The sequence below is a fragment of the Aeromonas sp. FDAARGOS 1416 genome, from assembly GCF_019048085.1.
GTDB lineage: Bacteria > Pseudomonadota > Gammaproteobacteria > Enterobacterales > Aeromonadaceae > Aeromonas > Aeromonas veronii.
On sequence record NZ_CP077301.1, the window covers coordinates 2,705,875 to 2,718,805 of the forward strand.

Below are 12,931 nucleotides of genomic sequence, written 5' to 3' on the forward strand. Positions count from 1 at the left end.
TCCCTTCGAGTCGTAGCAATAAAAATTTCGGCCATATTAGCCTAACTTTTACTGTTATTCATCCACCCCTATCACAACCTGACTAATTAGTTATTACAAGAAGGAGAAAAGAAATTACATCACAAATACATTACGACTAACATTAAAAACCATAACAATCAGGTCGCCAGGAATCTCCTTTATTATGGCCTCACCGATTTAGCTGAAATATCATTCAAGGGGGTTATTGCAGATTATTTGCGACGTCGATAGTCCGCCAGACGGATTATTTTACCACTGCCATCGCTTTCAGGCGGAGAGTCCCCCTCTTCTCTGAACTGGCTCATTTCGCTGCGCATCAAATAAAAAGATTCCCGCATCATGTTGGTAATCCGGATACAGCTATCAAGATTGTTTTTCGCCAGACGGCGCTGACCATCAATCTTGAACTGCAACCCGCGCAGACGGCGCTGCTGATCGGGGCTCGCACGGGCCATCAACTGGTCGATCTGCTGCTCCAGAATCGCATCCAGCCGGGAGGGCTCACTCGCAGCCAACTCCTTCAGGGTGTCAAAATCAGGCAACTCCATATGCCCTCCTTGGCGACTATTGCTGGCAACACACTGCGGTACCACACCATCACGTCCCAGCCATATAAATCTGTATATACGACGCGGCTAAAAAGGGTTCAATCCATCCACTGGGGATTAAATCGGACAATGGTCACTACGAGGGTGTCTATCTATTTTAATTGTGTTTGGAAACAAGCGATTGTTTTTAATTCAGGCGAGATAAAACACTTATACATTTTAGGTTGTGATTTTCTGTTTTTTATTGCAAATAAAAATCCGGGTGGCCTTATTTTGCTTCATTCGACACTTTATTCTTCCCTCACCGACCCGCGTCATCTCCTGACGGTTTAACATATCCCACTGATTATGTTATTTTAATTGCCACTTTTATCGGACATTCAAGAGCAGACCATGAGCAAGGCAAAAATCGGTATCGTCACCGTCAGCGATCGCGCCAGCGCGGGCATCTATGAAGACCTCTCCGGCAAGGCCATCATCGACACCCTGAACGCTTATCTGACCTCGGAGTGGGAACCTGTCTATCAGGTGATCCCCGATGAGCAGGATCAGATTGAAGCGACCCTGATCCGGCTGGCGGATGAGGAGCAGTGCTGTCTCATCGTCACCACAGGCGGCACCGGTCCGGCCAAGCGGGATGTCACGCCGGAAGCGACCGAGGCGGTGTGTGATCGCATGATGCCGGGCTTTGGCGAGCTGATGCGGGCCGAATCCCTCAAGTTTGTGCCAACCGCCATTCTATCGCGCCAGACTGCCGGGCTGCGCGACGATACCCTGATCGTCAATCTGCCAGGCAAGCCCAAATCAATCCGCGAATGTCTGGATGCAGTCTTCCCCGCCATCCCCTACTGTATCGATTTGATGGAAGGGCCGTATCTCGAGTGCGATGAAACTGTCATCAAGCCGTTTAGGCCGAAAAAATAGCGAACCCGACCATAAAAAATAATGGCGAGCCACGGCTCGCCATTATTTTTAACTCATCTGTTTGCGCAGAAAAACTGCATCAATTATTTGCGGCCGAATACTTTTACGCCCGCTTTGCTGCGCTCTGAATTACCGTACACTTCGATTTTTTTCACACAACGGCGCGAGCCCAGTGATTTCCACTCGGTCTCTTTATCACTGCTCATTTCCCGATCGAAACGAATGGTCTTGGTACGATCACCACCATAGGTCACCACCACCCGATCCAGGGTCAAATCACGCTCCGCCTTCACCTTGATATATTTGGTCTGACGGCAAATCACCAAAGGAATTGTCGCACCATGATCACCGGCTCCCAGTAAAATAGTCCGCCCCAGCGTGAACTGATCGTCACCGGCATGGCTGGCTGACGCCACCACCAGCAAGACACCACCCAGCAAGCTGCGTGCAGAAAAACGGGAATTCCAGATAGACATCAAGGACATAACACCTCCAATAAAAAATGGAGTGTGATGATAAGGGTTAAACCATAACGGAAGCTGTATCACGGCTGAATTTGCTGCGAATGTGCGGGGATCAACAGAGAAAACAGCACGACTTTTCGGCAAAAAGAGAAGAGCCGCAGATAGCGGCCCTTGCGGCAAGAGAGCGCTTAGCGCTCCATGATTTGGGTCACGTCATCTTTCTTGATCATCACTTCGCGTCCTTCATGATCGTAATAGCGATACATGCCGGTACTCTCGTCCAGCTTGGGTTTGCTCTCTGTGGTGATCATCTTGCCATCCTTGGTGCTCATGATGTATTGGGAGCTGCATGCCACCAGCCCCAGGGCACACACCAGGATCATCATCAGTTTTTTCATTGCGGCCTCTTCTGCGATCATCCTCACCACGAGGATGTTTCTTGAAGCCTAGTTCAATCGCACGGCACGGGATGGTGCGATGAGCAAAGCGGGATCGCCGTCAATAATCAGCGACTTAGCCTAGTTATCTGGCCGGGTGGCGAGCGCAATGAAAAAGGCCGGACATCTCTGTCCGGCCTCTTCTTTTCAACGCAAGAACGCAATCATGACTTGGCAGGCTGGCGCTCACCGGTCACGGTCGGGTTCTTGGGATCGGAACTCCACTCGTACCAGCCGCCGTCGTAGACGCTGATCCGCTTCCAGTCCATCAGCCAGGCGTAGAAGAAGGCTTCGGAGGCACGCCAGCCGGTACCGCAATAAAAAGCGGCCTGCTGGGTCGGCTCGATGTTCCACTCATTCCACATGGCGAGGATCTCGCGGGCCGGCTTCATGGTGCCGTCCGGGTTATGGAAGTCGCTCATGCTGTTGGCATCGACACCACCATGACCCCACTTGGCCCCCGGGATATCGCCCTTCGGCTTGATGTAGCTGTAGCCGGAGGTGTTGCCGACAAACTCGTCCCAGGTACGTACGCTGACCAGCGCGCTATCGGGCTGCTTGAGCAGTTCTTTCGCCTGACTTAGCGTGGTGTAGTACTCGGGGTGAGCCGGAATGGCCACGCCAAAATCCTTCACCGGCTCATATTTGTTGGGCAGGCCGGTTTCGGTGCGCAGGTGCTGGATAAACCAGGCATCCAGGCCGCCGTCCAGCAGGCGGACATCTTCCACGCCAGCATACATCATCAGATGCGCAGCGCGGGCAGCCGCCATGGTGTTGCGACCGTAGAGGATCACTGTGGTGTCGTGGCGGATGCCGTTCTCCAGCAGCAGCGCCTTGAGCGCCTCGTCAGAGACCTTGTTCCACAGCGGCTCCTCTTCCAGACGGTTGGTATCGATATAACCCGCCCCCGGAATGTGGCTCAGCAGATAGGCCTTGGGTGAACCCCAATCCACTTCAAACAGCTTCCAGTCACCCTTGGGCGCTGCAGCTACCGGCCGGCCTTCCTGCAGGTCGAGCAGCCAGCGCGGATAGACCAGCTGTTGCCAGCGAGCCAGGTGTTCGCGCGGGGCGCTTTGCCAACCCTGCAGCTCGAACAGCTGCTTTATGCCCTGCATGCGCAGCATGCGCGCCACTTCGGCCACTTCGCGCGGCGCACCATAGAGCGCAACCGGACGATCGGCTTTCAGCCCCTTGGTGGCAAGGGCGGCAGGCCAATCCGCATCACGGTATTTCCACTCGGCGGAGAGGTTCTCGGCGCCGGCCACATGGCCGCCCTGCTTCTCGCCCTCCATGGGCCACCCCTGATAGAAGTAGCTGGCGCGGGTATCCAGGATGACCGCCTGTTTGGCCTTGGCGTCAGCCAGCGAAAGGGGTGGCAACTCGGCTGCAAAGGTGGGCAGGGCACACCAGAGCAGCAAGGTCGCCAGCGCGGCCTGCAAGAAGCGAAGATGTCGTTTCATGGTGATTTCTCGATTCATAGTGAACAAGGTTAAAAAATGGAGCGGCCCAGACGCTCGGCCAATAACTCCAGCGCTGCCGTCCCTGCCAGCGAATTGCCCGCTTTGTTAAGCTCGGGCGACCAGACACAGACGCACAATTCTCCCGGGATCAGGGCCACGATACCACCGCCGACCCCGGACTTGCCCGGCATGCCAACCCGGTAGGCAAAATCTCCCGCCTCGTCATAGAGGCCGCAGGTTGCGAGCAGGGCGTTGACCTGTTTGGTGGTGCGCGCCGGCAGCAGCGGGGTTGTTTCACCAAGCGGCAAGCCGCGGTTGGCCAGATAGATAAAGGTTCTCGCCAGATCAACGCAACTCATGCGGATGGCGCAGGCATTGAAATAGCTCTGCAACACCTTGTCCACTTCGTTTTCGAAGTTGCCATAGGCCTTCATCAGATAGGCAATGGCGGCGTTGCGGGCCGAGTGCTGATATTCGGAGCGGGCGACGACCTGATCTGCCATGATGGCCGGATTGCCGGAGAGGCGGCGAGCCAGCTCCAGAGTACGCTGACGCGGTGCAGTGAGGCGGGTCTCCAGCAGATCGTTGACCACCAGAGCGCCGGCATTGATAAAGGGGTTGCGGGGTATCCCCTGCTCGAACTCGAGCTGAACCAGCGAGTTGAAGGGTTGGCCGGAAGGCTCCTTGCCAACCCGGGCCCAAATCTCCTCCTCCTGATAGAGGGTGAGTGCCAGCGTCAGGCTCAGGGCCTTGGAGATACTCTGGATGGAGAAGGGTTCGAAGGCGTCACCGGCAGTGAACAGCTCCCCCTCCACGGTACAGACCGCAATGCCGAGCCGGTCGGCCGGCACCTGCGCCAGCGCAGGAATATAGTCGGCCACCTTGCCGTGTCCCAGTAGCGGGCGCACCTCTTCCAGAATGCTGGCCAGTAATTCGGATGACAACACCATAAGCAATTCCATGACTAATGCGGGTGTGGAGATCCCATCCCCACTGACAAAAATCCCGCCAGTGGCGGGATTTGTCTATCTGACTGCGGCAGGCAGTCGACACCGGATCGCCTGCCACAGCGAGTCTGGTATCAGGCGGGTTCGCCGTACCAGAGGTCGAACAGTTCGGTGACCACGACAGCTTCCATCCCCTTGTCTTCCAGCCAGGATTTGACGGCAGCGCGGTCTTCTTCGGTACACTTGCCCAGTTGCTGGGTGCAGATCATCCCTTCCCAGGCCAGGTGACCGGAGCCGGCAAAAGCCAGTTTACGGGGTTCAACAACCTCATCGATCATCGCATCGACTACCGCATCGATGGTCTCTTCGGCAGTGCCGACCGGGAAGTTGAAACTGATGTCGAAACCCATTTCCTGGAATTCATCGACGCGCAGTTTCTTGCGCAGGCGGCGGCTACGATTGGCCATGATAGCTCCTCAAGTTAGTTGATACGCTAGGCGTGTTGACGTGCCAGCTCAGCTGACACGCTTGAAAATCAGATCCCAAACCCCGTGCCCCAGACGATGGCCACGTTGCTCGAATTTGGTCAGCGGGCGCCAGTCAGGGCGCGGCACCCAGTTGCCGGTGGCGGAGGTGTTCTCGTAACCCTCGGCGGCGCTCATCACGTCCAGCATATGCTCGGCATAGTTTTCCCAGTCGGTAGCCATGTGGAACACGCCACCGATGGCCAGCTTCTGGCGAATATCCTGGGCAAACGCAGGCTGTACGATGCGACGCTTGTGGTGACGGCTCTTGTGCCAGGGGTCCGGGAAGAAGAGCTGCAGGCAGGAGAGTGAACCGTTCGGGATCATGTGCTCCAGCACCTCGACCGCATCGTGGCAGATCACCTTCAGATTGGTGACACCCGCTTCCTGAGCGCTGCCCAGACAGGCGCCCACGCCCGGGGAGTGCACTTCAATGCCGATGAAGTTCTTCTCGGGGGCATTCTTGGCCATCTCCACCAGAGAGGCGCCCATGCCAAAGCCGATCTCCAGCACCACAGGTGCCTCGCGGCCAAACAGCGCGACCAGATCGAGCTGCTTTGGCTCAAAATCGATGCCCATGACCGGCCAGAGCTCTTCCAGGGCCTTCTCCTGCCCTTTGGTCAGGCGGCCTTCGCGACGGACAAAGCTGCGGATCTTGCGCATGAACTTGCCGTCTTCGTTAAATACATCTTGGGTCACAGGCATAATGGTCTCGTTATTTCATCAATCCGGGTAATACATCTTGTGTCCGATCCCGAGCGGGACCGCTCGCGGCTCGGCATTTCATCGATCCGCGAAAACAGGGGAGCGAATTATCCCAAGATAGGCCCAAGGCGCAAGTGTTTCGCGCAACAAATATTCCGGCCATCCACTTCCCTGCTCCCTCACTGGCATCACCACACCGACTAACCGTCCAATATAATCCGCAGTAGAGTCGTTCCAGCCCTTTTTTGGCGATTTTTGTGACAATCATTGCCTCATTTCTGAAATCTGATACAAACGGATAACCTGGCGGTCGAATGGAGCGACCGCCCACATGCCGAGAGAATTGTCTATGCAGCCGTTTTTTGCCCAGCGCTTCGAGAAGGTTGAACCTTCCTTTATCCGTGAAATCCTCAAAGTTGCCGCCAATCCGGAGATCATCTCCTTCGCTGGTGGCCTGCCCAATCCCCACCTGTTTCCGGTCAAGGCGATCGATCAGGCCTGTCAGGATGTACTGCGCGAACAGGGGGCTGCTGCCCTGCAATATGCGGCGACCGAAGGCTTCGCCCCGCTGCGCCAATATATTGCCGACCGCTATCTGGCCCGCCACGGCATGCAGATCAATCCGGACAACATCCTCATCACCAGCGGCTCCCAGCAGGCGCTGGATCTGCTGGGCAAGGTGCTGATCGACGAGGGTCAGGATCTCATCATCGAAGAGCCGGGTTACCTTGGCGCTATTCAGGCCTTTTCTGTCTACCAGCCCACCTTCAAGCCGATCACCCTTGAAGAAGAGGGACTGGACCTGGCGGCGCTGGATGCGCTGCTGGCAAGCGGCTCCAATGCCAAGCTGCTCTACGGCGTGCCCAACTTCCAGAACCCGAGCGGTGTCTCCTATAGCCGTGCCAACCGCGAGGCACTGGCCGAGCGACTGGTTCGCCACGAGCTGTTGATGGTGGAAGATGATCCCTACGGCGAGCTGCGCTTCGAGGGCGAGCATCTGCCCCCCATTGCCAAGCTGGCGCCAAACAATACCGTGCTGCTCGGCTCCTTCTCGAAAACCGTGGTGCCCGCCTTCCGGCTCGGCTGGATGGTGATGCCGGACTGGCTGCGCAAGAAGGTGACCATAGCCAAGCAGGCGACCGATCTGCACAGCAACGCCTTCAGCCAGCAGGTGCTGCACCGCTTCCTGACCGACAACTCCCTCGACGCTCACTTGGAGAAGATCAAGGAGGTCTATGGCCGCCAGCGCGCAGCCATGGAGGCCGCGTTGGCCCGTCACTGCCCGCCCGGCGTCAGCTACACCCGACCGGAAGGGGGCATGTTCCTCTGGCTGACCCTGCCAGCCCACATCAGTGCCATGGCGCTGTTTGACGAGGCGATCAAGGAGAAGGTGGCTTTCGTGCCCGGCGCCCCCTTCTACGTGCGCCCCGAGATCAAGAACACCCTGCGCCTGAGCTTCTCCTGCGTCGATGAGGTGACCATCGAGGAGGGGGTCAAGCGGCTGGCTCGCGCCCTCCAGCGCATGCTCTGATCGTCAGACAAACGGTACCAACAAAAAACCAGCGGCGATCGCTGGTTTTTTTATGCTCCCCATTCAACCGTTCAGCCAAACAGGGTCTTGCAAAACTGCTTCATCGGGATGGGGCGGCTGTAACGATACCCTTGCAGATAGTCAACGTGGCGAGCCCGCAGGTAGTCCGCCTGCGGCTGCTTCTCGACCCCCTCCGCGATCAGGATCAATTCAAGTCGCTTCGCCAGATCAATCACGTTTTCAACGATATGGCTGGAGAGTGCATCCGTGCCGATCATCTCCACAAAGCTCCGATCAATCTTGAGTGCATCGACCTGAAACTGTTGCAGATAGGTGAGACTGGAGTGACCGGTGCCAAAGTCATCGATAGAGATCAACACGCCCAGTTTACGCAATTCGGCAAACATCCGGGCGGTTGTCTCATCGGCTACCAGCAGTTCACGCTCGGTCAGCTCCAGCCCCAAATCAACGGGATAGTCCTTAAACGCGTCGAGAAAGGCCTTGCAGTCAGCCAACAGGTCAAGATCCTGAAAGTGCTTGGCGCTGATATTGAAGCAAAAATGGAACTTTGCCGGCAACTGGCGGGCATAAGGGGAGAAGTGATCGCGCACCTGGGCCATCAACAAGCTGGTCATGGGCACGATCAGCCCGCTATCTTCCGCCAGCGGAATAAAGCGATCCGGCGAGATCATCCCCTGCTTGGGATGCTGCCAGCGCATCAGCACCTCACAGCCACGCCACTGCTCATCCTCACCGGAGACCACCGGCTGCAGATAGGGGATAAACTCCTCTTCGATCAACGCCCGCTTGAGCTCTTCCGCTGGTGAGCTGCTACGCCTCATTAGCCTGAAGGTGCCGAATCCAATCAGCAGCGCCAGCAGCGGAGAGAGGAACAAGGTATATCTGGAGTAGCGCCATGCGTGGCTCCAGTAGTCATGTACCGTGACCCGGGTGACGACCTGATAGGGGAAATCGGCCGAAGCGAGGGCAATATAACCCTCTTCTGTCGGAGAGGGCGCCGCCCCGACCTGGCCTGAACCAAACAGAGCCCTCTGCCCCACCACCAGAGCCATCGGGGAGTTCTTGCTGGAGATCTCCAGGGTATTGCGCAGGTAGTAGCCATCTACACCGATCAGCACACTCCCCTTGTCCGTTTCATGACGCAGCACGATCAAGGGGCGATCCGGTGTGACCTCATTGCCAGGCAGCAGTTGCAGCCTGCCATCCACATAACTGTCAGGATTGAAGGGGCCATCGTAGTAACCATAGAGCGAGGTGCAGTAGATGTGGCTGCCGACAGCCAGATTGGCGGAACGGACATCAGGCACAGTGGCCACCTGTTCGCGCAGCAGTTGTGCCGCCTCCTTGCAGGAGTGACCAAGCATCCCCTCCACATTGATGGCCGCCTGCCGGGCATGGCCGATGGAGCGATCAAACATCATACGGGCATGCTGCAACCGTGAATCGGCATCACGCTCTATCTCCGTCACCGTCTGCCAGATAACGGCAACAACCCCCAGCAGCAGGATCCCGCCCCCCATCAGCAGCGCCAAGAGAATCCTCGAGTAAAGCTGGCGAAATTTCAAACGACGAAATGGCATGGCGGCCTCTTTGATGCTCGGATGATGGGTGACAGCCTCGTTGGACAGGCGAAAAGGGTCGCCATAATAGCGATTGTTCAACAAATCTCCACCCAACAAAAATCAATCAATTCAAACTATTGTTGAACAATATCTGGTAAGAAAAAGATAGAGTTAAAACCAGTCTAGTGAACAACACATGCCAAGCTCGTCCACTTGTTGCAGGAGAACGACGCCATTAGAGTAGAGCAAACGGCAGCAGGAGCGTGCAGCGATGAAGATTCTTATTACCGGAGGGACCGGCTTTATCGGCCGCAAGCTGGTTGCCCATCTCAAGGTCAATAACGAGGTCGTGGTATTGAGCAGACAGGGGAGCCGCGCTTACACCCTGCTCGGCCACGATATCAAGGTATTGGATAACCTCGACCGGCTTGATGACCTCAATGACGTGGATGCGGTGATCAATCTGGCCGGTGAACCTATCGCCGCCGGACGCTGGAGCGAGTCGCGCAAACAGCTGCTCTGCGATAGCCGCTGGCTGTTGACCGAGCAGCTGGTGGATCTCATCAAGCTATCCAGCACGCCGCCCAAGGTGCTGATCAACGCCTCCGCCATCGGCTGGTATGGCAGACAGGGCACCGAAACCCTCGACGAGCAGTGCCGCTCTCCCAACGACGAGTTTACCCACCAGCTCTGCCAGCAGTGGGAAACCTTGGCGCAAGAGGCCCAGAGCCGCCAGACACGGGTCTGTATCGTGCGGATCGGGCTGGTGCTTGGCATGGATGGGGGCGCCCTGCCCAAAATGCTCCCTCCCTACCGACTCGGACTCGGCGGCCCCATGGGGTCAGGCAGCCAGATGATGAGCTGGATCCATGTGCAGGATCTGGTGCGCGCCATCCTGTTCTTGCTGGATCACGAAGAGTGCAGCGGCATCTTCAACGGCACTGCGCCCCATCCGGTCAGCAACCGGGAGTTCAGCCAGACCCTTGCCACCACGCTGCACCGTCCACACCTCTTCTTCGTCCCGGCGCCGCTGTTGCAACTGGTGATGGGTGAAGCGGCCGATCTGCTGCTGACCGGACAAAAGGTGATACCAGCACGGCTGCAACAGGCCGGTTTTCACTTCAGCTATCCCGAGCTGCCGAGCGCCCTCACCAATCTGCTGCGTGAGCCCCGCTAACTCACACCCGCTCGCGGCGTCCGCTCGTCAGCGCCACAATAAACAAGCAGCCCGGCCAATGGCCGGGCTGCTTGTTTATTGTGGCTGCACTATTGCACTCAGTGGCATCGGCTCGCGCTGGCAGGATTACAATAGTCCCTGACCCAGCCCCCGCAGCCGATCGCTCAGGGTGCCAGCCAGCAGCTGGCGCTGCATCCCCTGCCCCGCCAGCGTCACCAGCAGCGCCCCCAACGTTGGCAGGCCAAGCCAGATGGCCCAGTGGAACTGCCACTGCCCCTCGAACCACCACCACTGCAGGCCAAAGGAGCAGAGCTCCACCACCATGGCGGCACAGAGCCCCGCCAGCGCACCACTGGCCACCAGCTCCCAACGCAGCATCTTTTTCAGCAGTTCGCTGCTGGCCCCCAGGGTGCGCATAAGCAGCAGTTCTCGCCGACGCTGGGCCATGCTGGCCTGGGTCTGGGTCAGCAGCACCAGCAGTGCGGCCACTGTCACCAGCCCCAGCATCAGCGCCAGCGCCCGGCTCACCTGCTCCGATACCTGAGTGAGCCGCGCAATCAGGTCATCCACATCGATAAGACTCACCGTGGGGTGGCGGCGGATCAACTCCACCTCGGCAGAGCGCCCCGCCTCGGGCAATCGGTAACTACCAAGCCAGGTACGGGAGAAGGGTGCCAGCAGATCCTCGGAGAAGATCATGTAGAAGTTGGGGCGCATGTTGTCCCACTTGATGCTGCGCAAACTGGTGACCCTGGCGCCAAAGCTGCGCCCCTCGATGGTAAAGGCGAGCATGTCCCCCAGTTTGATATCGAGCCGCTTGGCCAGCTCGTTATCCACCGACACCTCGCCGGGCCCGGCAAGCCATTTCCCGGCCACCAGCTTATTGTCGATTGGCAGGGTCGCCGTGGTAGTGAAGTTAAGCTCCCGATCGACCCCTTCACGACCACTACTCGCTCCCTCGCCCACCGCCTCACCGGCGATATGAGTCAGCCGGCCACGCACCATGGGATAGAAATCGGAAGTGGTGGCCCCGGCTGCCGCCAGTTCGCTCAGGATCCCCTCCCGCTCGTTCTCGGCCACATTGACCAGAAAACGGTTGGGCGCATCGACGGGAAGACGAGCCGAAAACTCATCCAGCAGATCGACCCGGGCCGCCCAGAGCAAGCCAAACAGCATCAGCGCCAGCGCAAAGCCCGCCAGCTGAAACAGGCCGCTGCTGCGCTCGCGCGACAGGTGGGCCAGCGCCAGCCGCAAGGCATGAGGTCCGCTCACTTTCGTCCCCAGCCGCAACATCAGGGCTGCCAGCAGGGCCAACAGCCCCATCAGCAAGCCCATGCCCCCCACCAGCCCCAGCGCCAGCCGCACATCGGCGGTAAAGCCCCAGACCAGCGCAAACAGCCCGAACAGGCCGACCGGCAGGGCCAGCCAGGGGGGAATACCCGCCTCCAGCTCCCGGCGCAATACCCGCAGCGGCGGCACCTTCAGCAGACGCAAGAAGGGCACAAAAGCGAGCAGCAGGGTGATAAAGAGCGCCACCGCCACCCCCAGCGCAAAGGGACGCCAGGATGGGGGCGGCAGATCCGGCGGCAACAGGTCCCCCAGCAGTTGCAAGGTGATCCACTGCATGACGGTGCCCGCTACCAGACCCAGCAGCGCACCGATCAGCGTCAGCGACAGCAGCAGGGTTCCCATCAGTTGCCAGAGCGAGCGACGTGATGCCCCCAGCGTCTTGAGCAGCGCCACCATATTGGTCTGGCGCTCGGCAAAGTGGCGCACCGCAATCCCCATCGCCAACGCCCCCAGCAACACCCCGCTTAGCGAGGCAAGCCGGAAGAAACGCTCGGCATTGGCCAGCGAGCGACCCACTTGGGATTCGCTGTCATCCGGTTTGATCCACTTCTGTCCGGCCTGCAATTGCGGCAACAACCATTGCTCGTAACGGGCCAGCGATTCCCGCGGCCCCTTGAACAGATAGCGCCACTGCTGGCGGCTGCCGGGGAGCAGAGCACCGGTCGCCTCGATATCGGCACTGTGGATCAGCGCACGCGGCGCCAGCAGGAAGGGGCTGAAGCCCTGATCCGGCTCCTCGCCAAGCAGGCCTGCCACCTTGAGCACCGTATTGCCCACCTCCAGCTCATCCCCCGTTTTGGCCTTGAGCAGCTGCATCACCCGGGCGGAGAGCCAGATCTCGCCGGGAGCCGGGGCGCGGGCAGGTTCCAGAGTGAGCTTGCCGTAGAAGGGAAAACCATCGGGCACGGCCCGAATGGAGGCAAGCTGCAGCGCATCACCGTGAAACAGCATGCTGTTGAAGCTGACGGTGGTCTGCACCGCCAAGCCATCCTGCTTCGCTCGGGCCAGCCAGCCATCCGGCAGGGCGGCCGCGGTGCGCAGCACCCGATCAGCCCCGATAAAGTCGCGGCCCGACGCCTTGAGTCCGGCATCAAGCCGATCCGCCACCAATGCCACACTCAAGACGCACGCCACGCTCAAGGCCAGTGCCAGCACAAACCAGCGCAGCTCGCCGCTGAAACCTTCCCGGCGCAGCAGTCGCCATCCCAATCGCCACTGCATCATCCCTTGCATCTCCCGCTTGACCCACAGCTCACCCCG

At 58.6% G+C, this 12,931-nt stretch carries 12 protein-coding genes; 3 read left to right on the plus strand and 9 right to left on the minus strand.

Annotated elements, in window-relative coordinates; translation table 11 throughout:
- Positions 1–233 precede the first annotated feature (233 nt).
- Positions 234–569 carry a DUF3135 domain-containing protein gene (locus tag I6L46_RS12070; protein WP_216975661.1) on the minus strand — a complete coding sequence of 112 codons (336 nt, stop codon included), beginning with the start codon at positions 567–569 and terminating at the stop codon, positions 234–236.
- A gap of 393 nt (positions 570–962) precedes the next feature.
- Between I6L46_RS12070 and mog the strand changes: the two genes are divergently transcribed.
- On the plus strand, positions 963–1,493 hold the full coding sequence (gene mog, locus I6L46_RS12075; protein ID WP_005354170.1) for a molybdopterin adenylyltransferase: 531 nt from the start codon (positions 963–965) through the stop codon (positions 1,491–1,493).
- Between the two features lie 83 nt (positions 1,494–1,576).
- On the opposite strand, the gene I6L46_RS12080 is transcribed toward mog, so the two are convergent.
- The 6 genes from I6L46_RS12080 to trmB all read right to left on the minus strand — a co-directional run bounded on the left by I6L46_RS12080 (position 1,577) and on the right by trmB (position 6,030).
- Positions 1,577–1,978: a DUF2541 family protein gene (locus I6L46_RS12080; RefSeq protein WP_005348146.1), complete on the minus strand. Its 402-nt coding sequence runs from the start codon at positions 1,976–1,978 to the stop codon at positions 1,577–1,579.
- A gap of 167 nt (positions 1,979–2,145) precedes the next feature.
- Positions 2,146–2,355 (minus strand): YgdI/YgdR family lipoprotein, encoded by a 210-nt coding sequence (locus tag I6L46_RS12085; RefSeq protein ID WP_005335219.1) that lies wholly within the window; start codon positions 2,353–2,355, stop codon positions 2,146–2,148.
- A 203-nt stretch (positions 2,356–2,558) separates the two neighbouring features.
- Positions 2,559–3,854 (minus strand): sulfurtransferase, encoded by a 1,296-nt coding sequence (locus I6L46_RS12090; protein ID WP_216975663.1) that lies wholly within the window; start codon positions 3,852–3,854, stop codon positions 2,559–2,561.
- Positions 3,855–3,883: 29 nt separating this feature from the next.
- Complete coding sequence (glsB, locus tag I6L46_RS12095) at positions 3,884–4,804, minus strand: glutaminase B (protein ID WP_033112739.1); 921 nt, start codon at positions 4,802–4,804, stop codon at positions 3,884–3,886.
- Between the two features lie 131 nt (positions 4,805–4,935).
- A complete protein-coding gene (locus tag I6L46_RS12100; protein ID WP_216975665.1) occupies positions 4,936–5,268 on the minus strand; it encodes a YggL family protein in 333 nt (110 codons plus the stop codon).
- Positions 5,269–5,316: 48 nt separating this feature from the next.
- Positions 5,317–6,030, minus strand: coding sequence for a tRNA (guanosine(46)-N7)-methyltransferase TrmB (trmB, locus tag I6L46_RS12105; RefSeq protein WP_216975667.1), 714 nt, complete (start codon positions 6,028–6,030; stop codon positions 5,317–5,319).
- A 349-nt stretch (positions 6,031–6,379) separates the two neighbouring features.
- On the opposite strand from trmB, the gene I6L46_RS12110 reads away from it, so the two are divergent.
- The gene (locus tag I6L46_RS12110; RefSeq protein WP_216975669.1) at positions 6,380–7,561 is read left to right on the plus strand and encodes a PLP-dependent aminotransferase family protein; all 1,182 of its coding nucleotides are present in this window, start codon (positions 6,380–6,382) and stop codon (positions 7,559–7,561) included.
- Between the two features lie 71 nt (positions 7,562–7,632).
- Here I6L46_RS12110 and I6L46_RS12115 read toward each other — a convergent pair whose 3' ends face one another.
- Positions 7,633–9,162 (minus strand): cyclic diguanylate phosphodiesterase, encoded by a 1,530-nt coding sequence (locus tag I6L46_RS12115; protein ID WP_216978047.1) that lies wholly within the window; start codon positions 9,160–9,162, stop codon positions 7,633–7,635.
- Between the two features lie 253 nt (positions 9,163–9,415).
- On the opposite strand from I6L46_RS12115, the gene I6L46_RS12120 reads away from it, so the two are divergent.
- Positions 9,416–10,321 (plus strand): TIGR01777 family oxidoreductase, encoded by a 906-nt coding sequence (locus I6L46_RS12120; RefSeq protein WP_216975671.1) that lies wholly within the window; start codon positions 9,416–9,418, stop codon positions 10,319–10,321.
- A gap of 126 nt (positions 10,322–10,447) precedes the next feature.
- Here the strand turns inward: I6L46_RS12120 and I6L46_RS12125 are convergent, their stop codons facing one another.
- A complete protein-coding gene (locus I6L46_RS12125; protein ID WP_216975673.1) occupies positions 10,448–12,895 on the minus strand; it encodes an ABC transporter permease in 2,448 nt (815 codons plus the stop codon).
- Positions 12,896–12,931 lie beyond the last annotated feature (36 nt).

Bases quoted from the DNA above. Each gene is read 5' to 3' on its own strand.
- I6L46_RS12125 (WP_216975673.1), bottom strand. From the start codon at position 12,895: ATGATGCAGTGGCGATTGGGATGGCGACTGCTGCGCCGGGAAGGTTTC.
- I6L46_RS12120 (WP_216975671.1), top strand. From the start codon at position 9,416: ATGAAGATTCTTATTACCGGAGGGACCGGCTTTATCGGCCGCAAGCTG.
- I6L46_RS12085 (WP_005335219.1), bottom strand. From the start codon at position 2,355: ATGAAAAAACTGATGATGATCCTGGTGTGTGCCCTGGGGCTGGTGGCA.
- I6L46_RS12115 (WP_216978047.1), bottom strand. From the start codon at position 9,162: ATGCCATTTCGTCGTTTGAAATTTCGCCAGCTTTACTCGAGGATTCTC.
- I6L46_RS12070 (WP_216975661.1), bottom strand. From the start codon at position 569: ATGGAGTTGCCTGATTTTGACACCCTGAAGGAGTTGGCTGCGAGTGAG.
- trmB (WP_216975667.1), bottom strand. From the start codon at position 6,030: ATGCCTGTGACCCAAGATGTATTTAACGAAGACGGCAAGTTCATGCGC.
- mog (WP_005354170.1), top strand. From the start codon at position 963: ATGAGCAAGGCAAAAATCGGTATCGTCACCGTCAGCGATCGCGCCAGC.
- glsB (WP_033112739.1), bottom strand. From the start codon at position 4,804: ATGGTGTTGTCATCCGAATTACTGGCCAGCATTCTGGAAGAGGTGCGC.
- I6L46_RS12090 (WP_216975663.1), bottom strand. From the start codon at position 3,854: ATGAAACGACATCTTCGCTTCTTGCAGGCCGCGCTGGCGACCTTGCTG.
- I6L46_RS12080 (WP_005348146.1), bottom strand. From the start codon at position 1,978: ATGTCCTTGATGTCTATCTGGAATTCCCGTTTTTCTGCACGCAGCTTG.
- I6L46_RS12100 (WP_216975665.1), bottom strand. From the start codon at position 5,268: ATGGCCAATCGTAGCCGCCGCCTGCGCAAGAAACTGCGCGTCGATGAA.
- I6L46_RS12110 (WP_216975669.1), top strand. From the start codon at position 6,380: ATGCAGCCGTTTTTTGCCCAGCGCTTCGAGAAGGTTGAACCTTCCTTT.